Source organism: Floridaenema fluviatile BLCC-F154 (genome assembly GCF_041929135.1).
GTDB classification, from domain to species: domain Bacteria; phylum Cyanobacteriota; class Cyanobacteriia; order Cyanobacteriales; family Aerosakkonemataceae; genus Floridanema; species Floridanema fluviatile.
Genome location: NZ_JBHFNS010000064.1, coordinates 33,652 through 56,523, shown reverse-complemented (window position 1 = coordinate 56,523; position 22,872 = coordinate 33,652). Strand labels below are relative to the sequence as shown.

Below are 22,872 nucleotides of genomic sequence, written 5' to 3'. Positions count from 1 at the left end.
TGAGAAACTTAACGATCGAATATAAAGATGATTTGTATAGATAGCTAAAGCAATCAATCAAGTACAAAAACTAATTGGCGATCAGGATACTTGATTCAAATATTAAGAGCGCAAAGTTTAATTAACAACAGCATTTTATTGCAGCACTTAGGGTTACAATTGCTACCATTAGTCAAAGATGCTGCTGTTCAATCCAGGTATGGAGAATTAAACATGGCAAATCGAGGATGGAAAGAGTTAGAAAAGGGAAAACTTACCAATTTTCGATTTCCTATTCTCGCTCAGAAGGAAATTTCTAAGGAGGAGGATATCCTGTTTTGGGAATCGCCTGGGGGTATTTTATACCTGAGTTTGGATGGTGGGATTCTCAAAGCTAATCCGGCGATGAGTAATTTAATTGGTTATACGGAAGCACAGTTACGTCGTTTAGATTATCGGACAATTTCTCATCCAGATGATTTTGCTGATGAAATGAAATTTATTCAGCAGTTAATTAATGGTGCTGTCTTAGGAAAATCTCCTTTACAAAAACGGTTTATCTGTCGTAATGGAGCGATCGTCTGGGCAGAAGTAACGATTTTTCTGAGGGGAGAATTAGAAGCTGAGGATAGCTATTTGTTGGTGTTTGTGAAAGATTTAAGCTATACCTTAGAGGCGGAAAAAGAGATTCAACAAAGACGGGAAAGAGAAGCATTATTAAGTGAGATTGCGGCGACGATTCGCAGTACTTTTAATTTTCCTCAGATTCTCGAAATTGGGGTGAGAAAATTACAAACTGCGTTGAATTCCGATCGGGTAGTAGCTTATCAGTTGCAATCAGATTGTAGCGGTATTTGTATATCGGAAGCAGTTAATCCAGCATACAAAGCTATTAAAGGTCAGAGTTTTTCCGCAGATTGTATTCCCCAACGTTATTTACAAGCTTATAGTCAAGGTAGGCTTTGGCATAGTATAGATGTTCGCACTGAAGAGATGTCGGAATGCTATCACCAAATGCTGGAAGAAATGGAAGTGCGAAGTATTATAGTAGCGGCGATTCAACAACGGAAAGATAATTATTTGAAGTTGGATTATGGGAAACTTTGGGGTTTGTTGATTGTTCATCAGTGTCGCATACCTAGACAATGGACGGAAGATGAAAGACAGTTGGTGCAAGCGGTGGCGAATCAAATGGCGATCGCTTTTGAGCAAGCAAGTTTAGTACAACAATTGCAAGCTTACACTCAAGAATTAGAAGAAAGAGTCAAAGAAAGAACCTTAACTTTAAAGCGATCGCTACAATTTGAACAACTAATTCGTAAGTTAACAGTATCACTCCGCCAAGAGTTGAAAGAAGAGCAAATCTTACAAACAGCTGTAGAAGGATTAGTCACAGCTTTAGAAATTGATGGTTGTTGTGCGATGCTATTTCAAGCAGCGGAAGAAGTATTAGAAATACAGCATGAATATTTTCAAGATGAACTATCTTCTTTGATGATTAATCAGGATATTTCCTTAGTAGGAAAAAGTTTATTACTGAAAGAATTACCAAAAAATTGTTGTACTGCATTGTTGGCGGGAAAAACTTATCGCAGTTTAATTAACCTCAACAATATTCAGCCCGAAACAATAGTAAATATAGTTTTAATTAGTCCAATTTGGGACACCCAAGGCTTAATTGGGGCAATTGCTTTGTTACAGTCTCAACCCGATCGCTTTAGTCAAGATAAAGTTCGCTTGATTGAACAGGTAGCAAATCAATGTACCTTAGCAATTCGCCAATCTCGTCAGTTGCAACTTTTGGAAGCAAAGAATCAAGAATTGTCAACTTTGAACCGGGTAAAAGCAGAAATCATTGCTAACACTAGTCATGAATTACGCACACCTTTAACAGCAATTATGGGTTTTTCTAGCGTGTTGCTTGAGGAATGTTTTGGCAACCTTAACAAAAAACAAAAGGAATATGTCGATCGAATTTACAGCAGCGGGCAGTATTTGCTGGAGTTAATTAATGATATTCTCGATATGTCTCGGATTGAAGCTGGACGTTTGGAGTTAGATCTGCAAGTTGTATTTATTAATGAAATTACAGAAAATGCTGTGACTTTAGTTCGGGAAAGAGCGATCGCTCAAGGTTTATCTTTAGAAGTAGAGATAGCTGACGATTTAGAATACTTAGTTGCCGATCCGATTCGCCTGAAACAAATTTTAATTAACTTGCTCAGCAATGCAGTAAAGTTCACACCCAAAGGAAGTGTTGGTTTAAGAGTGTACCGTTCTCGCGAAACTGTTAATAACTGCACTAGTGACAAGGTGAATTTTACAGTTTGGGATACTGGTATTGGAATCGATCCCAGCGATCAAGTAAAACTATTTTCTCCATTTTCTCAGATTCATACTTCGTTATCTCGGCAATTTTCGGGAACTGGTTTGGGTTTAGCGATCGCTCGAAAATTAGCCGAACTTCACGGGGGCTCGATTACCCTAGAATCCTGTCTAGGAAAAGGCACAAATTTTACTTTGCAAATGCCGCTTCTTACTGCATCTTCGTTGCCAATTAAGTTATGAAGGGATGGAGGGATAAAAGGAGTCTAAAAATTGTTTAGTTACTACCCTTTAGCGAACCCACCATCCAATAACAACTTGTTATCGACGTAATGCCATATCCGCAGGTAAACAGATCAGGTTATCATCTTGGGTGAGAATTAATCCTCGTTGCCGTAGTTTACCCATCAAGCGGGTAACGGTGACGCGAGTCGAACCGATGGCGCTACCAATTTGAGCATGAGTCAAGGTCCAAGGTAGAGTGTAACCTTGTTCTGCTGGTTCGCCGTATTCTTCAATTAATAAGGTGAGGAATCCTAACAGGCGATCGATCGTCCGGCGTTGTCCCAAAGTACTCAACCAGAGCAATTTCCGCTGGTGCTGATAGCGAAATGCGTCCAAGACTTCCCGGCGAAAATGGGGCCAATTATCTAAATCGTGCCAATACATCCAAATTACTGAAGTTTGGTCAATGTGAGCATAACTATGTAAGGTAAATGGCGATTGAGCTACGATCTCAAAAGGTTGTCCAGCACCAACGAAACCTAAAAAAGCTTCTTCTTGATTCAGATTAGCAACAGCGCGTGCGCCTTGATTGCGATGAGTTGCACTAACTTGAGCAACTCCGACCATTCGTACTGCACCTCGCTGCACTAAGTAAAGTAGTCCCGGACGAGCCGGAATTTTTTCATCTTTGCTAAAAGTCCGGCAGCGATAGTGTTCATTAGCCCAGTCGAGAATGCGTTGCCATGTGAGAAATGGACGTGCGGGTTCAGGACGTAATGCTTCAGAATTTAAAGTGTTGGGTTCTAAAGAAACAGATTGTGGGAGCATAAGCTTGCGTGTCAACTAAAGATTAATCTTATTACCTTTGCCATTGGGGGAGATTTTACTGTTCAAACTTAGTCAAAATGATCTCTTCGACCAAGCTTGATTCATACTATCTTTATATAAGTTTTACTAGATATTTATAGTAATAAAGGATACTTTACAATTAATTAATCAGTCTGTAATTAAAGTTTTGTATTTGTTATATTTTACGCAATCTATATCCGTGGATAGATGGCAAAGATAAAAGTTAAACATTCGGTAATCCTTGAGGGTTGATGAATCTAAGTTTACCAGCAACTAAGTTCCCCGCAGCTAGAACCTTTCTACTGTTCTGGCTGCAAAGAACAATTACTAGGGTAGCATATCAGCAAAATTTAATACTTCCCATACCTTTGGCTTATGAACCGAGTTTCATCACCCGAAAGAGTGATTTGCATACTTCAAGATTGACAAAAAAATGTAGTCAGACTAGAGAAAACTTAGTTACAAAAGGTAGTCTTTTGTTGACCAAAGTAAAGGAAAACACAAGAACACTTTACATTTGTCCGATCGCGTTCCAACTATCTCAATCTTGGGAAACATCACCAATAGATATTGCTACCCAAATTGCCGATCGGTTTTCCTACTTATCAAGTCAAGAATTGTCTGCCAATCCCAAAAAATATTTTGCACTCAAAGTAGTACCTCCAGGTTGGTTGCACTTGCAACTAACTGACTTAGGAATAGTCACTTGGTTGCAGAGTTTGGCAGAGGAGCAGGAAAACTTGTTAACTCAAAACTCCTCCACCTCCTCGCCTAGCTCTTCCCAGTCCCCAGTCCCCAGTCCCCAGTCCCAAGTATTCTCTGTGCAGTATGTTCATGCGCGTTGCTGTTCTTTGCTGCGTTTGGCGGCGAGAGAGGGAACATGGGGAGGAGCGATCGCACCTGAAGCGATTCCCTGGTTAAATGAAAAGGGAGAGTTGCGATTAACCCATCCAGCAGAAGGCAACTTGATTTCTCAGCTACTTTCTGCGTTAGATACGCTGTACTGTCCTGAATCATCAAAAAATCCTAGTTGGGAAAAATTCGCTTCAGAAATTAGCCTCTCTTGGGAAAAGTTTTACAGTCAATGCCGCATTTGGGGCGAAGTCAAGACAGAAACGCCAGAATTAGCCCAAGCAAGACTCGGCTTACTTTTGGCTACCCAAACAATGCTGCAAATGCTGCTAGAAGAAGGTTTAGGCATTCCAGCACCTGGGGAATTGTAGTGGCAGATCTGCCCAAAGAATGAAAATTTCCTTAAAAGGGGTGACAAATTAAAATAGCTCCTGTATAGTTACAGATGTGTGAGGAGCGAACCAGTGAGAGAACCGAGACGAAACACGGCCAGTCGTCGGTTCTCTTTCTGATTTCAGGGGTTTTTTTAGAGAATGAATTTCTCGATCGCAGCGACTACCCCATCTTCTTCAACGCTAGGGGCTACCCAATGGGCGATCGCTTGCACCTCCGCAGGGCCACCACCCATCGCTACGCCAATACCTGCATATTCGAGCATTTCTACATCATTGAAGTTATCACCCACTGCCATGACGTTGCTAGCTGCCAATCCTAAGATTTCTTCAGCTAAGTAACGCACAGCTGCACCTTTATTTACCCCAGGGTTAGTCGCTTCAAAAAAGGTAGATACAGATGTAGTAAGGTAAAGTTCTGCTGGGGTGTATTGTTGCCTGAGACTGCCTAAAAGACGTTCGATCACCTCGATATCGTCGCTTAATGCTAATACTTTTGTCGGTTCATTTTCGGTGTCTAAAACTGTTCGCAAGTCACCCACTGCTATTGGTTGAATGTTGGAACGTCCGGCATAAATTTCGGTTTCTGGGGTGATTTCTCGGACGTAAAGCCGATCGTTGATATAAAAGTGGACGGAAAGGAGCGATCGCAATTCCGGCTGTTCAAAGTAATCTAATAGCTGCAATGCCATATTTTTAGATACTGGTAAATGTTGTAAAACTTTTTCTGTGCCAGGATCTTTGATTAGTGCTCCTTGATAAACCATTAGTGGCAGATCGGAATTGATATCTTGATGAAAGCGTAAGGCGGAACAGTACATTCTGCCTGTAGCGATCGCCACTTTTACGCCTTTAGCTTGCACTGCTTTTACTGCTTGTTTAACAGCTTCGGTAATTTGATTGGATTCTCCGGCGATCGTCCCATCAATGTCGAGAACTAAGAGTTTAATTTCCGAGTTTTCTGCTGTTAAAGACTGGTTAATTTCTCTATTCATGATTTAATTGTCGATTGTGCTTTATTGTCGGGTGTGTTAATAACGCACCATCCGCTAAATTTAACGCAAATTTGGATCTGATAGTGATGTTCCTGCCGATTTTGACGATCGAATTATTCCCCAAAATACCCAAGGAACAATTGTAGAATGCTATGAAGACCCGGAAGGTTATGCCGTCGATTTGGCAATTCCTAATTCTCATTTGGTGGGAGAATTTGAATACGGAAATGTAGTCTTGACTCCTGAACAATTTATGGTAGTAATTTATGCTAATTCAGTTGAAAAAACATCTTCTAGTTGGGATTTAGGGACAAATTCTGTGGAATGTGATGTAAAAGATGGCGCAATTAACCACGATCGCTATCTTTATAATTCATCATATCAGATCGATAGTTGCTAAAATATCCTTAACAAATAATTCAATAAGCAGATGAAAATTAGAGCAATCATTCATCCAGCAGAAGAAGGTGGATATTGGGCAGAAGTTCCGGCGCTTCCAGGGTGCATTACTGAAGGAGACACCATAGAAGAGGTGACGAATAATTTAAAAGATGCTGTTGAAGGTTGGCTGGAAGTTGCTAATAGTCGTGAAGCAATTGCTTCTACAGATCAAATTGTGGAAATTGCTGTATGAAATCTATTTCCCATCTATTTACAGCGATCGCAACTCTTCTTCAAACTCTCGCAGTGCTACGCTAGAACCAATTTGCCAACCTCGCTCGATGTATTGCGGAATTAAAGTTTTAAGATCGTAATTAGGGAACCAGCGGCTAATTTGGGATTCTTGATATTGTGGGGAATCGAAGTGATAAATTAATAATTGATTTTGACGGTAAACCCAAAGTTCTACAGGTGCGATCGCTTGATAATCTTCCGATTTAGTGGTGCAAGTTAGGTCAATTTCAATGGCTAAATCTGGGGCGGGATCTGTTTCTAAGTCAATGCGTTCTTTGCCTAAAATGCGATCGCGATTGTCTATATAAAAACAGCAATCTGGTTCAATTCCTTGGCGGTTAATTCGCTTCAATGTAACTGGGGTAAATGCGTCCCAATCTTTCCCCAAATGTCGCAATAAAGCTTTGACCAAATCTGCAAGTAAATCTGCATTCTTAGCGTGTCTTGGCAACGGTGACATAATTCTAATTTCCTGGGTTTTACTATTATAACGAATCCTCAAACCAGCTTTATCTTCTCGAAGCTTTAACAATGTTTCGTAATCTTGCCAAGTTCTAAATCTGAGGATTAGTTCATCCCCTGGGGCTAGAGAAATGATATCTTCAGTAATTGTCGGTAAAACCATATTTTGATTTCCTGAAAAGCTGACATTTTTCTAATTATAGCAAAGCTAAATTCACTCCAAAGCAGCAATTTGTTGAGCAAACCACATCGCCGCCATTCCATTTCCTTGGACTAACATTTTCAGAGTTTCCGATAACAAAGAAATTGGTAATCCTTCCATCACTCCTGAAAATTCACATTCTTGATATTTTCCCTTATCTTGTAACCTAAAGGCTAATACTCTTGCACCTTGAATATCTACCACCCAATATTCAGGAATTTTTAAAGCTGCATATAAACGTTTTTTCTCATCTAAATCATTGGCTAAAGTTGTATCGGCAATTTCACAAACTAAATCGGGTACACGCCATTTATCTAAGTTAATTTTTCGTGGTTCTCCTCTTTGCCATTGGGGGAAATCTTTACCGACGTATAAAACGCGATCGGGCGCACCTCCACCTACATTTGGCTTCTCAATTACGCACCCTCCTAGATCGTCAAAAGCTTGTTCTCTTTTGCTGCTAAAGCAGAGGAAAAATATCATTGTCAGCAAAGAGTTAAATCTAGCGTGGTTAATTCCTTCGTTACCCATTTCAATTAAAAGATAGCCGTCATAAAAAAATATTTTAGCTGATTCCAAGTTAGGATCTTCATAAGCAGCTAGATAATCTTCCCATGTAGCTGTTTGCCATTGGGAAATAGGGAGATTATTTAATAATGAAGTTACGCTATTCATAGTTCAAAAGCAGAGTATGATAGTAAGGTAGGCAATTAAATCTATTATAGATTTAAGCTAAGTAATAGAACAGATCATCATTGATTTATGAATCAAGCGGAAAACTATAACTCGATCTATATCCGCAACATGGAAATAGATGACATTGCTCCGGTATATCATTTAGGTGAAGATGTTTTTACCAGCGATTTGTACCCTTATTTATATCGCACTTGGGATGAATGGGAGGTGATCGGACTTTACAATACCGATCCAGAATATTGTTTAGTTGCGGAAATAGATGAACAATTAGCAGGCTTTGTTTTAGGTACAATAATTAACAAAGCAACCTGGACTTATGGTTACATTATTTGGCTGGGAGTTAATCCTAATTTTCAACGTCGAGGTGTGGGAGACAAATTAGTTGATAAACTGGTGGAAAGAATGATTGAAGATGGGGTGCGTTTTATGTTGGTAGATACCGATCCAGCTAATACGCCAGCAGTCAAATTTTTTACTCGCAAAGGTTTTGGTAATACTCGTCAGCACGTTTTTTTGTCAATGAATTTGAGTAAACATGAATATTATGGCAGATTAATTGCTTATGAACGGGAAAAAGCTGAGAGGTCTGCATATAAGCGATCGCGCCGTCGCCCACCTACTAAAACCCCAGAAGCAGTAAGTGAAGCTGCCACTAAAATAATGGTAAGTGATAATCACTTACCAGATGAAAATAATCCTAATATTTCCCCTAATAGTTAATAGCTAAAAGCCAAATTTAAGGAAATAAAAATGCCTCAGCAGCAACCTCAATGGCAAATTCAGCCAACAGTTCGACCACCAGAATGGTTAATTAATGCAGTTAAACAGCAAGCCCCAGAATTATCAGGTAATTATGCTGCTCAATTATTATGGCAAAGGGGAATTCGGGATGGTAAGCAATTAGCAGAATATTTAAATCCTGACTTTTATAAACCAGCTAATCCCTTTGCTTTTGGCGAAGAAATGAGGTGGGCAATGGAAAGATTGCTCAAAGCAAGAGACAATCAAGAAATTGTTACCATTTGGGGAGATTTTGATGCTGATGGCATCACTTCTACTACTGTTTTATGGGAGGGTTTAGGGCAGTTTTTTCCGCAAAATACGCAATTGTTTTATTACGTTCCGAATCGGTTTACCGAATCTCACGGTTTGAACTGTCAAGGAATTGAACAACTAGCGAAACAGGGAGTTAAGTTAATAGTTACTTGCGATACTGGCAGCACTAATTTAACTGAAATTGAATTTTCCCAAAAGTTAGGAATCGATGTAATTATTACCGATCATCATACTTTACTACCCGAAAGACCCCCAGTAGTTGCAATCATTAACCCCCGGAATTTACCAGCAGATCATCAATTATTTAATCTTTCGGGTGTTGCTGTTGCTTACAAACTGGTAGAAGCACTTTATCAAACGTTGCCAAATGTTCCACAAGAACCATTAGAAGATTTATTAGATTTAGTGGCGATCGGGTTAATTGCCGATCTAGTTCAATTAAGTGGTGATTGTCGATATTTAGCTAAATTGGGTATTGAAAAACTGCAAACAGATTTACAAAAACCACCTAAATTAAGGCGACATCCGGGGATAGGTAGATTGCTAGAACTTTGCAAGAAAAGTGGCGATCGACCAACTGATATTTCCTTTGGTATTGGCCCAAGAATTAACGCTGTTAGTCGCATTCAAGGAGATGCTACTTTTTGTGTAGAATTGCTCACTAGTCGCAATTTAAAACTAGTAGAAAAATTAGCTTCAGAAACGGAATTAGCTAACTCTCGCCGCAAAGCATTACAGCGAGATGTCGAAAAACAAGTTTGGCAAAAACTAGCTCAATTAGACTTATCAACTACTAGTATAATTGTCCTGACTGAAGTTGGTTGGCCTGTGGGAGTTTTAGGTTTAGTTGCAGGACAAGTTGCCCAAGAAACAGGTCGCCCAACTATTTTATTAAGTATAGAAACACCAGAAGAAAATCCAGAAAAAATTAATTTTGCTAGAGGATCGGCGCGTTCGGTTAATCAAATTGACCTTTATCAATTAGTCAAAGATCAAGCACATTTATTGCATAGATTTGGCGGACATCCTTTCGCCGCAGGTTTGAGTCTTGCTATGGAAAACCTGCCCGTATTTACGGAAGCAATTAATCATCAATTGCGCCAACAAATTGCCGCAGACCCTAGTAAATTAAACCGAATAATTACAGCAGATTTAGTGGTAGAAGTGGCAGATTTAGGTCAAGAGTTATTTCGAGAAATGAAAGTTTTAGAACCTTGTGGTATGGGCAATCCTGTTCCCCAGTTAATGATTAAAAATTGTTGGTTTGAGAATTTGGAAAATTATAATATCAAAGATGCGATCGGGAATAAAGTCACTTACATTAAAACTAATTTTTTAATTAAAGATTCTTCAACTAAAGTTGGATTTCCAGGGATTTGGTGGGGACATTATAAAGATGAAATTCCTCAAGGGCTTTGTGATGCGATCGCAGAACTAGATTTCAATACCTACCAAAAACGCTATGAAGTGCGGTTAATTGCTGTGCGTTCCTGCACAGAAAATGTTGACTTATTCAATAACGTTAATCAATATCAACCAGATGGAATTTTAGACTGGCGAGATACAGAAATTCCGCCATTAACTCCCAATTACCAACCCTTAATTGTCAGAGAATGTCCAAGTAATTGGGATGACTTACAGTTATGGTTTCGTCAAGCATTGCAAACTAATAAAGAGTTAGCTATTGCTTATCCACCTCCTAAACAAGTATCGCCTAATCAAATTTGGGAAGAGTTAGTAGGAATTGCTAAATATCTAAATCGTACTGGAAAAAGCGCGACACCAGATCAATTACAACAAAAATTAGGAATTAGTGATACTTGCTTATATTTGGGATTAGAAACTTTAGCCAAATTGGGATTTCAGGTAACAAATTGGGATGGACAATTTCAAATTACTAATAATCATAAATTGCCATCATCAAATTTGGATAGTAAAGCTAGTGAGGCGATCGCCCAATTTCTAGCAGCAGTGAAAGAAGAACAATTCCGCCGCCAGTATTTTTATGAAGTTCCTCTAGCAACTATTCAATCAGTAGTTTCTCGAACTAGTGTTTCCGAAATATAGCAGTTCTCATAATGGTGAGGTATACATATTGTAGGGGCGGGTTTAGCTGAAATCCTTGCTAGAGTGAAAGATATACCAATCAAAACCCGCCCCCAAATGTACCGCATCCAAACGAGAAAAGCTATAGATAGAAGTTACAACTATCAAATCTTAACTAGTTCGGAGTCAGGAAAATAAGCAACTAATTTGATTTTGCAAATTTATTCGAGCATTCAGCATTTTCAAGGAGAAAAATTGCTGTTTAAACAGTATTTTCTGTTTCCATCTAGTAGTATTACACCACTTTTCATAAACAGGAACAGCTTTTTCAATGAGGAAATTACGCCACTTTTTAACTACCTTGTTTGGTTGAGTTTCTTCACTACGTATTCGCCCATTTTCCACCATCGCATTACGGAAATTTTGCTCGTCTCTTAGTCGTTTAAGCGCCAGTAAAACTTCATTGAGCGAACTTACTTCGATATAATCTAAATCGCTTTTCCGTTCAGCCTGATATGCTGTTTCACAACCTAAAATTGCTGGTATTCCAGCGTGCCATGTATTATAAAGTTTAGTAGCTGGTTTACTGGTATGATATTGACGATCGAAACTCCGCACAGCCAATACTACATCTACATTGCTAAAATCATGCCAGCGATCGCGATTAACTATCTGAAAATTTAACCCTAATTCATCTATTTGCTCATTCCAGGCTGCTGTTTTTAACTCTGGTGCTAAATTTCTTTCATGACCAAAATAGGCCACATTTTCAAATTTATCACCTCTGGCAGCATCGCGAGGAATTAACCCTGGCTGCCTCCAATGAGGCATATAAGCACTCTGCCATATCTTTCCTGAATGTTTAAATATTTCTTCCTCACGATTCAACACAACATGAATCTGAGCATTAGGATGAGGAGCTTTATCCGCTAACATACAAACTAATAGAATTTTTGCTCCTGGTTGAAAATTATCTGTTAAAGATGAACGATGTGCTAAAACAATTCCTTCGGTAGGCATCTTTCCCACTAGTTGGCAAGGAAAATTATCCGCTTTTAGGCGAAGATATGTTTGCAAAGTCCAACAATAAACACCATCTTGATATACTCCAGGTAAGTAAACCTCTGGATCTTCGAGCATATTGTTTGTCAACTTTTCACAATTAGGTAAGTAAAAATAAATTGGCGGTAAGTTATTTGTCATATTGCGAGATAGTTCAACTGCGTTCATTGTAACTTACTCTCTTTCTTGTCCAAATTGATTGCAACAATATCCGCGAAATTACTTTATTTTTTTAACAATCGCCATTTAAGAGCTTTTGCCATAGTTCTAGGTACACCGTATAGTTTTTCTAAAAATAGATTCCAGAGATAACCGTACTGCGGGTATCTTTTAACTAGCAACGCATCAGAAATTACATGAAATCTTGGGGGTTTCAATTCTGGAGGTTTATCAACATAGCGGATTTGTTCTGGTTTAGGCATACAATGCCCAATAATAGCATCTTTTTGGTAGTATTTAGCTTGAATAAACAAACCTAATAGTCGATCGAAACCTGATGAAGGTATCCAGGTAATTGCACCCAATAATCTTGTAGTTTGAGAAAGATCTACTAATGCTTGTTGCACTAATTTATTTTTCCAAACTATATTATTGAAATTTTCAAAATGATAGCCTAAATTGTCTTTTCTACCTGTAAAAGGCAATAAGGCGAATTTTAAATCCAGCTTTTTTCCTAAAGGAACAACTGGAATTTCTAACAAACCTTTGTAATTGCCTTGCTGATAAGGATAAGGATTTTCTGGAGTTTTCTTGCAAATCTCTAATCGTCGAACATCAAGAATTTCATCCCAATCTTTTCTAATCAGTTCTTGATCTCTAAAGTCAATATTCTCTTTTTTTAACCTTAAAATCCAACTTTCGGGAAATTGTTCAAAATACTGAGTTGTCAAATGCACTACATCAGGATGTACAAAATCATCATCATCTAAAGCTAAAACATATTTACCAGTAGCATTGAGTAACCCAACAAATCTTTGCATCATTTCTCCTTTGTAGGGACTAGTCAATATTTTAACTCTCGGATCGTTTATAGGAGGAATCGGAACACTAGGGTAATAAACTAAGACAAATTCAACATTTCCTTGAATTTTCAATAATTGTTCTAACCAATAATTAGAAAATTTTCCAATAGTCGGAGTTACAATTGTCAGAATTGGCTGATTATTCATATCATTTATCCTAGTTAATAACCTAAATTAGCTTGTCTTTCACATTTAAAACCTTTCGTTTTCCAATCATTTAAGTTAACTTGGGAAAGTGGGATTAAATCAGTGCATTTTGGTTCATAAAATTGACTCACCACAGCCCAAATTAACCCGCGAGCTACATCTGCTATAGTTACCAAAAATGATTCCCGATTGGCAGGAACGCCTTTAGTTTCTGTGGCTATTTCTAGATCGACCCAAATTCCGTGAGAACCTAACATAATTTGTGCTAACCAAATTGCTCTTGGTAAATGGGTTGCTGAAGTAACTACTTTAACTTTTTTTACCTGCCATTCTTTGAGAATTGGTAAACTAAAATAGAAATTTCCAAAAGTTGAGTTGGCGCATTTTTCTAACCAAACTTTATCAATTGGAGCAGTAGCTCTTTGAAATATCAGTAAAATACAAGGATCTAAGGAACCGTGAGAAATTAAAATGGGGATTTCGGGGGATTGTTTCGCTAATTCAGAAACATGAATTTCTCTGGTAATACTTCCTCCTAACACGAGAATAGCTCCTACTGGTTTTTGAGAAGATTTATATAAGATCGCACTGTTATATAGTTGGAAAATTCCTAATACTAAGCATAATCCAACTAAACTGATAAGCAACGATCGCTTCGCCAAAAATTGCCCGCAAAACCGGAATTTCTTTTGACGTTTTCTCTCTGGTTTCATTGCTGATACTTTGCCTAATTTCGATCAATTTTGAGGTCAATTTTGGGCTAGGTTAGGGTTAAGTTGATTTACTAAATGCACTAGTTCAGGCAAAATTAATTTTTCCATAGCGAGTTTTACGGCATTACTAGAACCAGGAACAGAAAATATCAGTTTACCTTGATAAATACCTGCTACTGCTCTAGATGCGATCGCTCTCGATCCAATTTCCTGATAACTCAAAAACCGAAACATTTCCCCAAAACCAGGCAAACTTTTTTCTAGCAACTGTTCGATCGCGTCATAAGTTGTATCCCTTGGTGCAATCCCGGTACCACCATTAAAAATCAAAGCTTGCAAGTCTGAGCGTTGACTCAAAATTTGCATTTGCTGTTGAATTTGTGCTGGTTCATCTTTGACAATAGCGTAAGCTCCTACTGTATGACAAGTATCTAGTAATAAATTCTTGATTAAACTTCCGCTGCGATCGGTTTCCTCAGTGCGAGTATCACTAACTGTAATTACTGCACAATTAACTGTAAGTTTAGATTCATCGGGATGTGGCAAGTTTCTCATAAATTTTACTCATCTAAAAGGAGGATGAAGTAGTAAAATTAACCTCATCCTCTAGTTTTTGATTTTATTACTCTGACTTGTTCAAACCTAAACCATGTTCTTCTGCATACCGATTCATAAATCGGATAAACCGATCCCAATCCGCAGCCGATCTAATAACATAAAGTGCTTCCAATGCTTCAGGTTGACCGTTGATAAACTTAGCTTTTACTTCCCTTGTTACTAATTCGCCCTCTTCATCAACTAAATACATTCCGGTAATTTCTTCGGTACTGCTACTGCTGAGTGCTTTCGGTTTTTGGAAATAAAATGTAGCTGTGCCATTACTACCATCCCGCGATCGGGTAATCCGTACATCGGGAATCACTTCTTCATTGATGCCTCTAGAAAACTGAATTTCAGCCATGATAACTTAATCGACTATTTTTATGATTGCCAATCTTAGTATTTTCTCATTATTTAGAACCCAAAGTTATAGATCTTTTGAAAATTGGGATTAACAGTATAAAAAAACACTCTAAATCTGTATACTTTTACCGGGAATTGCTAGCATAACTTCACACTATTAACACAATTTTCGGAACCATGATAAAAATTTGATGAAGACAACTTTTTTTTTATGCTTTTTTACCCTCAAATTCGTATAATTTTTGCATAAGTACGCATAACTACGCACAACCTTTGCTTGTTGGGGGTATTGCCCACCGAGATTTTACAGGTAGCGTCTGAAGTGTCAATTTGCGTTATCCCTGCTACCAAGTTGCATTTTGCACCTTGGTACAGGTGTTTTATTTAAATCATCTTTTGCAAATTCACCAGGATAAAAGCGATCGATCGCCAGCTTGAATGCAGAGTGCGATCGCCTTTTTCTCCTACCCCAAAAACAACTTATAAGCTGGATTTTGGCTTTCATCCCAATAGCGATAACCCAAGGTATCAAGAAATGCTTGCCACTCTGCCATTTCATTAGGTGGTACTTGAATTCCGACGACAATTCTGCCGTAATCTGAGCCATTATTACGATAGTGAAATACGCTGATATTCCAATTCGGACTCATAGAATTAACGAATTTCATTAATGCGCCGGGACGTTCAGGAAATTCAAAACGGTACAATAATTCATTGTGTGCAAGTGGAGAACGTCCGCCAACCATGTGACGCAAATGTAATTTGGTGAATTCATCATCTGTTAAGTCAATTGTTTTCAAGCCATGCGCTTCAAAAGTTTCTACCATTTTGGCAGCATCGGCAAGATTTTCTACTTGCACACCGACAAAAATATGAGCGATTTTTTCATCAGCAATGCGATAATTGAATTCAGTTAAACCGCGTCTTCCCATACATTCGCAGAATTTGCGAAGACTACCGGGAGTTTCAGGAATTGTGACTGCAAAAATAGCTTCCCGGTGTTCGCCTAATTCTGCTCTTTCGGCTACAAAACGTAGGCGATCGAAATTCATATTAGCACCACAAGCGACAGCAACTAAAGTTTGCCCTTCGATTTGTTCTCTTTCAACATAAGCTTTAGCACCTGCGATCGCTAATGCACCAGCTGGTTCTAAAATTGACCTTGTATCCTCAAAAACATCTTTAATCGCCGCACAAGTATCATCAGTATTCACCAAAATAATATCATCCAAATATTCCTGACACAGGCGAAAAGTTTCCTCTCCCACTTGTCGCACAGCAACACCATCAGCAAATAAACCCACCTGCGATAAATTTATCCTTTCACCTGCTTTCAAAGACTGATACATTGCATCAGCATCCACAGGTTCCACACCAATAATTTTAATATCTGGACGAATGCGTTTTACATAAGCGCCAATACCAGAAATTAACCCACCACCACCAATTGCCACAAAAATTGCATGAATTGGTTTCTGATATTGTCGCAGAATTTCCATGCCGATCGTACCCTGTCCAGCAATCACATGAGGGTCATCAAAAGGATGAATAAAAGTTAACCCTTTTTCTCTTTCCAACTGCCGCGCATAACCACAAGCTTCATCAAAAGTATCGCCATACAAAACAACTTCGCCGCCTCTAGCTTTCACCGCATCAACTTTTACTTGCGGAGTAGTTACTGGCATGACAATAATTGCTTTTGTTCCCAATTTACTAGCACCAAGAGCAACACCTTGGGCATGATTTCCCGCAGATGCCGCAATTACACCTTGGGCTAAAATATCTGGCGGTAATTGTGCCATTTTGTTATAAGCACCCCGCAATTTAAAAGAGAAGACAGACTGCATATCTTCTCGCTTTAGCAACAGTTGGTTATTTAATCGCTTGGAAAGGTTTGGGGCGTATTCTAAAGGAGTTTCTTGGGCAACATCGTAGACACGGGCGGTGAGAATAAGTTGGAGGTAGTCGCAAAACATGGGATTGATTGGTTAGCAAATGGCGGTATGTAAACAAATTTTACTCTATTGTGGGTATAGATCCCCGACTTCTTCAAGAAGTCGGGGATCTATAGAAGTTTTGGTGTTTGCATAAAAAGTTTAAAAAAAGTGTGCTTTCTTCACTTCAATTCTAAACAATAAATACTTAAAATTCGTCATCTTCTGCTTCAATCTCCATTTGAACAACTTCTTGCCAAAATTCCAAAATTTTCTCGTTGGGTTCTCCGACTAAAAGACAGTTTAACACTTGACTCGACTCCTGTTTTAATTCAGGAAATGTCAATAATAGCATTGCCAAATCTCGCCAATCAGTACCAGACTTTGGCTTTCCGCGTCTCTGATAGTAAGAGATTACTTTACTAGCAACTAAATCTGGAGGGGCTATTACTAATACTTGTTCAATGCGTTGAGCATTTGGCAGATTCCTAACTTTCCTAAGATCTACCAGATGACGATTGCCGGAACTCTGAACTTGATATATCCTATATCCTTGCCCTTCTTTAACTTCTCGAACGCGCACAGCTATATAAAATTTCTGACTTAAATATTCGCGTAATTCTTCTGCTAATTCTTCGGCACGTATCGACATCAAATCAATATCTTGTGTCATGCGCGGTTCGCCTACATAGGCATTAACTGCTTGTGCGCCAAACACTACTACATCGTCACGGTTTCGCAAAAATTCAAACACCGACGCTTGGATGGTAGCTAACGGTAAAGGTTCTTTAGTCATAAACTCTTGAAAGGACAGGATATCAGTACCAAACATGATTGTTACTATTAAAGAAATGAGCAAATATTATCCAATTCTTTCCTAAAGCGTCAGCATAGTAGAATGAATTGACAAAAAGGATAACATAAGTATCAAGCTTACAGCATTGGATAATTCATTACCAAAACTTTAATCTTATCTTTGTCTTATGCCAGCTTCAATTAAGCTGCTGATACTGTTATTTGTGGACTGAAAATTCTTGTCATAAGTGCTATACTTCTTGATGTAGTAGAGAGTTTCTACACTAGCAAGAATAAATATGCGTTATAGAGAAGTGTTATCAGAGGCAAATACTATAGAGGCAGCTATGGCAGCGGAAGAATACTTTGCGCTAACTGCACTCGCTCAAATTCGCTGTACTGCTGAATTGGGAATGCTAGATATTGCATATAAAGAAATAGAGGAAGCTAACTCATTTTGGCAAAAAGAAGCCCACCGTGTTGCACAGAACATATTAATAGGAGATTATCCTGAACGTTTTTTAGCCAGTGACTTTGTTGAAAATGTATCAGTTTCAGAGTTAACGCAATGGTTAGATTTTGTATATGATGACCAAAAGGGATATGTTTGGATCGATGAATTAAGAACTAAGATTAATGAATGTTGGTATTCAAAAGGTTTTTTGAAAGGAGGTGGATCTGGTCTGAATAGAAATGTCGGGATAGGATTAGAGAAAGAGCAAAAAATGGTTATTCCTGCCATGAGAAAGCTGATTGCTAGAAGTACAGTCTTAGAAGGTTACATGGCACAATATGAAGTTTTAGAAACTCAGCAAATGATGCCATCTGAGTTTGAGCAGAAGATTAAGGAATTGCCAGAATCGTCAGCGGTTGATGGTTACTTAATTTTAGAACCAGAAGAAAAGTCAAACTTACTTGCATAGTTACGGTAAAAAATGACGAAGTTTAAGTATCAAATTTTGATTCAATGGTCTGATGAAGACAACTGCTTTTTAGTAGGATTTCCTGATTTTCCCGGACAGCGTTGGCGGACTCATGGTGATACTTATGAGGAAGCTTTTGCCAATGGTACTGAAGCTTTGGAGTCGCTAATTTTGGCTTATGAAGCTACTGGCGAACCACTTCCTGCACCAAAGATTTACAAAGCAGCTTAATCTGATTTATTGAGTCATTTTCGTGGCAAACAAACAGATCGATCGCTAATCTAATCTTTATCTGCGTTCATCTGCGTTTATCTGCGGTTAACAATATTCCTAACTTTCACTAGTTTTTATTACTTCAAACTCAACTTTACCATAAAATTTCCTTGTATCAACAGGTTTATCAAAGAGATTTAGATAACATTTGCAGTAACCTGTAACCGAAACCTTTGCCATTATTCCATTAATTCATCTGCCGCAACTTCACCTGGATAAAAGCCATCTTGAAAAATTTCTTCTAACGTATACGGGCAATTTTCAGGAAAACTTTTGAGTGGCAAATTTGTTTCTCCCACAGCCAAATCTCTACCACTCTCATATATTTTTTTCAGTGTTTCTTGCAAATAAGGTTTGAGACTAGGATTTTCTTGCAGTAATTCTTGAGTATCGCGACGCTGAACGCGAATTGTCATTAACCAACTACGGCTTCGTCGTTCCGGCTGAAATTCCCATTTTAATAGATGTCCGATTAAAACCTTTAATCGATTTCTCAATTCTGCACGCTGTTGTTTTCCCAAAGATTCAATCTCCTCTATTAAATTAGGCAAGTCAAGCTGATTCCATTGCTGAAATTTGAGAAATTTTGCTTGTTCCTGCGTCCAGGCATAAAAGTCAGTTTCATAAAGGTTTAATATTGAGTTTTCCATTGTTGGTTCGGTTTGGGGTGTGTGCATAGAAGGATTGAAACCTGGCAATCTTTACTCTATTATAAATGAATGGAAAATAGCTAACTTGGCGTTGGAAGCTAGACTTCAACCACCTTTAAAAAAAATTGTAGGGTGCGTTAGGCTTAGCCGTAACGCACCATCAACTAATATTTTGTTTTAAATTGTAGAGTGCGTTAAACGTAGATTTGAAATACACTCAAATCACAATTTTTGGTGCGTTACACTGCGTTAACGCACCCTACAATTTATGGGGTTGCCATTAGTGCAACTGGTCGCGGAGGAATTTCATTATAGTGGGAGTCTACCCAACAAATAGGTAAAGGTTCGCCGGAAGGAAAAACCAATTCTGATTTCAGGAAGATTTCCGGTTCTTGCATTTCTTCCCCGCAGTGAGATTGACCTGTAACTTCGGGTTTACAAGGGTTATAGAGATCTACGATCGTCAATACTTCAATCAAATCCCCGGTTTGCTTCTGTTTGAGAAACATAACGCCTCCAGGTTAAATACGCCTCTAATTATTAGATAGCACATTTCCTCTAGCAAAGATGTTAAATTTTGTCAATGGTAAAAATGATGAAAAGAGAACAAATCAATTGAGTTTTATTAAGGGTTTACACTGAGTTAATCAGGTAAGGCAAAACCTGTGCGAGGATCGCGGATATACAAACCGAGAACTAAAGAATTCATCACTGTATCCCATACTGGAGTTAGCTTTTCTGCTTGATCTGCCCAAAAATCAAAGGTAATTAAGCATTGCACGCCAGAACCTAAACCAATGCAAATTCGGGAAAAAGCTTCGCGGTTTTCGTTGGGGTCAATAAATTTAATTTCTGTCCAAACTACACGGGCGGTTTGACGTTTGATTTGGATGATTTCTCCTTGTGCGATCGGATTCCGTTCATCATCGCGAACGATCTGCTTTAATAGGGGAACTAAAGGAAATTCTGACCAATCGCCTTGGGGAAGTAAATTATAAGAAGCTTCTAAGCGACAATCATCATTTGGTGGTTTTTTGTCTAAAAATCGAAATGACTTAGTATCTGGTTCAAAATGCCAATCTTGGGGTACATCAAAGCGTACCGCCCCTCTTCCCGCAACAAAGATGCGAGTTCCTGGCGTTGATTTCCAGTTGTGATCCTCTTTTAACTCGATGGTTTCTTTGATCCATTGGAGATTGTGCTTTTTACCTTTCTTAGCCATAAATACTCCATTGTTGACTTCCCTATATTGTGCCGTAGGTTAGGCTCACCAGTACGGAAGAACCGATAAAAAAATGAGATAGGCAAAAACCTACCCCAAAATAGTTGTTTGTTTCGTCATTCCCTGAATAATTAAGGATTTAAAAATCCCTGATGTTCTCCACGTTTGGCGCGTAATTCTTCCAAAGTACCTTGTAATTTTAATCGTCCTTGCTCTAAATAAATTACCCAATCAGCACGATTAATTACTCTAGGACGGTGACTAATTAAAATCGTGGTATTTCCCCGACGATGACTGAGTAAATTTTCCAAAACTTGCGTTTCACTCACTGGATCTAAACCAGCAGTTGATTCATCCAAAATTAAAATTGGTGGGTCATTAACGATCGCTCTCGCAATAGCTAACCTTTGTCTTTGTCCTCCAGAAACATTTGCCCCAAATTCACCTAAAACGCTTTGATATTTGTCAGGTAACTGACTAATAAATTCATCAGCACCAGCAATACGACAAGCTTTAACAATTTGCTCAAAAGTGACTTGAGGAGAACCTAAACGGAAGTTTTCAATAATCGATCTACTCCAAAAATGAGCATCTTGAGGAACTAAAACCACCTGCTGACGGAAAGATTCTAAAGCTAAATCTTGCATATTATAAATGTCAATGCGAATATTCCCAGATTGAGGAGGATATAAGCCAGCAATCATTTTCGCTAAAGTACTTTTACCACAACCAGATTTACCAATAATTGCAACTACTTTACCCCCAGGAATCGTGAGAGAAAAGTTTTTCAGTAATTCTACTTTTCCCGCATAATGGAAGTTAACATTGCTGCAAACAATATCCGAATCTCCGGGAATAATTGCTTCTGGTTTTTTGGAATCTCCTTCTGCTTCTGGAGTAGCATCAATAACTTCTGTTAAACGTTGGCTAGCTGCTTGGACGCGAGCAAATTCATCAACAAATCCAATAGTAGTAGTAATTAAACCTGCAAAACTTTGATTTAAACTATTGAATGCGAGTAATTGTCCGATCGTTAACTCTTTATTAATTACTAGCAAACTACCCAACCAAAGTAAAGCGACTGCACCGCTATCAGAAACAAACTCAGAAAATACATTATTAACAATACCAATTTGATTGGTGCGGAGAGAAAGATTTGCTAACCGACCAAACTTGCTTTGCATTTCCTCCCAAAATTGAGCAAAAGCGTTAGTAGTTTTGAGAGTTTGTGCGCCCTTGAACGTTTCAACCAAAACCCCTTGAGTATCTGCTTCTTGAACTAAAAGATTGCGAGTGTTTTGTTGTAAACTAGGGAGAAAAATAATAGTGGAAATCGTCATTAATGCCGCAATAATCACAGCAGCCACGGTTAATTTCCAGCTATAAATTAGCATGAAAATAAATGAGACGCTAGCGACAAATAGCTGGCTGGGGTAACTAACAACTATTTGCGAAACTAACTGGTTAATTTCTTGAATATCTTGCAAACGGCTGACAATTTCACCACTGCGGCGAGCTTCGTAATAACTGAGAGGTAAACGGAGAATTTGTCTGGCGAATTCTAAGACTAAACCTAACTCTAATCTTTGAGCGAAGTGAGCGATAAAATTAGATTGCAGTAGTCCTAAACCACCACTAAAAAGGTTCATAACGATGACTGCGATCGCAACGCCAGTAAGTAACTGCATATCTCCGCGAATTAACACATCATCCGTGAGAATTTGCAGTAAAAAAGGCGAAGCCAAAGATAGAAAACCTAAAACAACGTTTAGCAGTAACGCTTGTAATAATAGAGTACGATAAGGCCAAACTCGTTCAAAAAAGCGACTAAATCCGCTAATCTTATCTTCTGGTTGATTATAGAAACGTACCGAATCGGGTTCTAACAAAAGCATTACCCAATCTTCCCAACTTTCTACTAATTCCTCTTTAGAAATATAGCGAACTCCCACCGCTGGATCGGCAATGACATATTTCTTTTTCCGCTGTCCATATAAAACTACCCAGTGAGTTCCCATCCAGTGAATAATCGCTGGTAAAGGCGCATCATTCATGTGGTCTAAAATTTCTGGGGAACTTTTTACTGTGCGAGCATTAAAACCTAAAGCTTCTGCACCCCTTCTTAAACCTAAAAGGGTAGTTCCTAACTTACCTGTACCAACTGCTTCTCGAGTGCGGTTAAGAGTTAACAAACGCCCGTAAGACTTAGCAACAGAAGCTAGACAAGCTGCACCGCAATCTTCTTCACTGTGTTGCAAAACAACTGAGTATTTCATCGGATAATCTGTATTATTGTGAGATGCTAGATTAGCTATTCATCCGTAACCAACACAAATCAGAAAAAAACACCCATCATATAGATATGGGTGTTCTTGTGAGTTTTTATTCCCGTTCCGAGTGACATCTGTAGAGAA

At 38.5% G+C, this 22,872-nt stretch carries 23 protein-coding genes; 8 read left to right on the top strand and 15 right to left on the bottom strand.

Annotated features, from left to right (window positions below; translation table 11 throughout):
- Positions 1 to 213 precede the first annotated feature (213 nt).
- Complete coding sequence (locus ACE1B6_RS16570; protein WP_413258358.1) at positions 214 to 2,547, top strand: sensor histidine kinase; 2,334 nt, start codon at positions 214 to 216, stop codon at positions 2,545 to 2,547.
- A 78-nt stretch (positions 2,548 to 2,625) separates the two neighbouring features.
- Here the strand turns inward: ACE1B6_RS16570 and ACE1B6_RS16565 are convergent, their stop codons facing one another.
- A complete protein-coding gene (locus ACE1B6_RS16565; protein WP_413258357.1) occupies positions 2,626 to 3,357 on the bottom strand; it encodes a Crp/Fnr family transcriptional regulator in 732 nt (243 codons plus the stop codon).
- Positions 3,358 to 3,629: 272 nt separating this feature from the next.
- Between ACE1B6_RS16565 and ACE1B6_RS16560 the strand changes: the two genes are divergently transcribed.
- Positions 3,630 to 4,601: a DALR anticodon-binding domain-containing protein gene (locus ACE1B6_RS16560; RefSeq protein ID WP_413258356.1), complete on the top strand. Its 972-nt coding sequence runs from the start codon at positions 3,630 to 3,632 to the stop codon at positions 4,599 to 4,601.
- A gap of 155 nt (positions 4,602 to 4,756) precedes the next feature.
- Here ACE1B6_RS16560 and ACE1B6_RS16555 read toward each other — a convergent pair whose 3' ends face one another.
- On the bottom strand, positions 4,757 to 5,617 hold the full coding sequence (locus tag ACE1B6_RS16555; protein ID WP_413258355.1) for a Cof-type HAD-IIB family hydrolase: 861 nt from the start codon (positions 5,615 to 5,617) through the stop codon (positions 4,757 to 4,759).
- Between the two features lie 181 nt (positions 5,618 to 5,798).
- Here ACE1B6_RS16555 and ACE1B6_RS16550 point away from each other — a divergent pair, with 181 nt between their 5' ends.
- Positions 5,799 to 6,017 carry a hypothetical protein gene (locus ACE1B6_RS16550; protein ID WP_413258354.1) on the top strand — a complete coding sequence of 73 codons (219 nt, stop codon included), beginning with the start codon at positions 5,799 to 5,801 and terminating at the stop codon, positions 6,015 to 6,017.
- Positions 6,018 to 6,047: 30 nt separating this feature from the next.
- Positions 6,048 to 6,251, top strand: coding sequence for a type II toxin-antitoxin system HicB family antitoxin (locus ACE1B6_RS16545; RefSeq protein ID WP_413258353.1), 204 nt, complete (start codon positions 6,048 to 6,050; stop codon positions 6,249 to 6,251).
- 18 nt (positions 6,252 to 6,269) lie between these two features.
- Here ACE1B6_RS16545 and ACE1B6_RS16540 read toward each other — a convergent pair whose 3' ends face one another.
- Complete coding sequence (locus ACE1B6_RS16540; protein WP_413258352.1) at positions 6,270 to 6,917, bottom strand: Uma2 family endonuclease; 648 nt, start codon at positions 6,915 to 6,917, stop codon at positions 6,270 to 6,272.
- A gap of 51 nt (positions 6,918 to 6,968) precedes the next feature.
- Entirely contained in the window at positions 6,969 to 7,631 is a 663-nt protein-coding gene (locus tag ACE1B6_RS16535) for a Uma2 family endonuclease (RefSeq protein ID WP_413258351.1), read from the bottom strand.
- A gap of 87 nt (positions 7,632 to 7,718) precedes the next feature.
- Here ACE1B6_RS16535 and ACE1B6_RS16530 point away from each other — a divergent pair, with 87 nt between their 5' ends.
- Complete coding sequence (locus tag ACE1B6_RS16530) at positions 7,719 to 8,372, top strand: GNAT family N-acetyltransferase (protein WP_413258350.1); 654 nt, start codon at positions 7,719 to 7,721, stop codon at positions 8,370 to 8,372.
- 30 nt (positions 8,373 to 8,402) lie between these two features.
- Positions 8,403 to 10,775, top strand: coding sequence for a single-stranded-DNA-specific exonuclease RecJ (recJ, locus tag ACE1B6_RS16525; RefSeq protein WP_413258349.1), 2,373 nt, complete (start codon positions 8,403 to 8,405; stop codon positions 10,773 to 10,775).
- Positions 10,776 to 10,940: 165 nt separating this feature from the next.
- On the opposite strand, the gene ACE1B6_RS16520 is transcribed toward recJ, so the two are convergent.
- The 7 genes from ACE1B6_RS16520 to ACE1B6_RS16490 form a co-directional block, all read right to left on the bottom strand.
- Positions 10,941 to 11,984: a hypothetical protein gene (locus ACE1B6_RS16520; protein ID WP_413258348.1), complete on the bottom strand. Its 1,044-nt coding sequence runs from the start codon at positions 11,982 to 11,984 to the stop codon at positions 10,941 to 10,943.
- 56 nt (positions 11,985 to 12,040) lie between these two features.
- Positions 12,041 to 12,985, bottom strand: coding sequence for a glycosyltransferase family 2 protein (locus ACE1B6_RS16515; RefSeq protein ID WP_413258347.1), 945 nt, complete (start codon positions 12,983 to 12,985; stop codon positions 12,041 to 12,043).
- A gap of 14 nt (positions 12,986 to 12,999) precedes the next feature.
- Positions 13,000 to 13,698 (bottom strand): YdcF family protein, encoded by a 699-nt coding sequence (locus ACE1B6_RS16510; RefSeq protein WP_413258346.1) that lies wholly within the window; start codon positions 13,696 to 13,698, stop codon positions 13,000 to 13,002.
- A 36-nt stretch (positions 13,699 to 13,734) separates the two neighbouring features.
- The gene (locus ACE1B6_RS16505) at positions 13,735 to 14,253 is read right to left on the bottom strand and encodes a MogA/MoaB family molybdenum cofactor biosynthesis protein (protein WP_413258345.1); all 519 of its coding nucleotides are present in this window, start codon (positions 14,251 to 14,253) and stop codon (positions 13,735 to 13,737) included.
- 67 nt (positions 14,254 to 14,320) lie between these two features.
- Entirely contained in the window at positions 14,321 to 14,659 is a 339-nt protein-coding gene (psb28, locus tag ACE1B6_RS16500; RefSeq protein ID WP_413258344.1) for a photosystem II reaction center protein Psb28, read from the bottom strand.
- A 466-nt stretch (positions 14,660 to 15,125) separates the two neighbouring features.
- Positions 15,126 to 16,637 (bottom strand): threonine ammonia-lyase, biosynthetic, encoded by a 1,512-nt coding sequence (gene ilvA / locus ACE1B6_RS16495; RefSeq protein ID WP_413258343.1) that lies wholly within the window; start codon positions 16,635 to 16,637, stop codon positions 15,126 to 15,128.
- A 166-nt stretch (positions 16,638 to 16,803) separates the two neighbouring features.
- Positions 16,804 to 17,391 (bottom strand): nucleotidyl transferase AbiEii/AbiGii toxin family protein, encoded by a 588-nt coding sequence (locus ACE1B6_RS16490; RefSeq protein ID WP_413258342.1) that lies wholly within the window; start codon positions 17,389 to 17,391, stop codon positions 16,804 to 16,806.
- A gap of 298 nt (positions 17,392 to 17,689) precedes the next feature.
- On the opposite strand from ACE1B6_RS16490, the gene ACE1B6_RS16485 reads away from it, so the two are divergent.
- Positions 17,690 to 18,313 carry a hypothetical protein gene (locus tag ACE1B6_RS16485; protein WP_413258341.1) on the top strand — a complete coding sequence of 208 codons (624 nt, stop codon included), beginning with the start codon at positions 17,690 to 17,692 and terminating at the stop codon, positions 18,311 to 18,313.
- A 12-nt stretch (positions 18,314 to 18,325) separates the two neighbouring features.
- Positions 18,326 to 18,544 (top strand): type II toxin-antitoxin system HicB family antitoxin, encoded by a 219-nt coding sequence (locus ACE1B6_RS16480; protein WP_413258340.1) that lies wholly within the window; start codon positions 18,326 to 18,328, stop codon positions 18,542 to 18,544.
- 221 nt (positions 18,545 to 18,765) lie between these two features.
- Here the strand turns inward: ACE1B6_RS16480 and ACE1B6_RS16475 are convergent, their stop codons facing one another.
- The 4 genes from ACE1B6_RS16475 to ACE1B6_RS16460 form a co-directional block, all read right to left on the bottom strand.
- Positions 18,766 to 19,263, bottom strand: a complete 498-nt coding sequence (locus ACE1B6_RS16475; RefSeq protein WP_413258339.1) for a DUF29 domain-containing protein — start codon at positions 19,261 to 19,263, stop codon at positions 18,766 to 18,768.
- Positions 19,264 to 19,502: 239 nt separating this feature from the next.
- On the bottom strand, positions 19,503 to 19,745 hold the full coding sequence (locus ACE1B6_RS16470) for an acetyltransferase (RefSeq protein ID WP_413258338.1): 243 nt from the start codon (positions 19,743 to 19,745) through the stop codon (positions 19,503 to 19,505).
- Between the two features lie 134 nt (positions 19,746 to 19,879).
- Complete coding sequence (locus tag ACE1B6_RS16465; RefSeq protein WP_413258337.1) at positions 19,880 to 20,458, bottom strand: hypothetical protein; 579 nt, start codon at positions 20,456 to 20,458, stop codon at positions 19,880 to 19,882.
- 131 nt (positions 20,459 to 20,589) lie between these two features.
- Positions 20,590 to 22,734, bottom strand: coding sequence for a peptidase domain-containing ABC transporter (locus tag ACE1B6_RS16460; protein ID WP_413258336.1), 2,145 nt, complete (start codon positions 22,732 to 22,734; stop codon positions 20,590 to 20,592).
- Positions 22,735 to 22,872 lie beyond the last annotated feature (138 nt).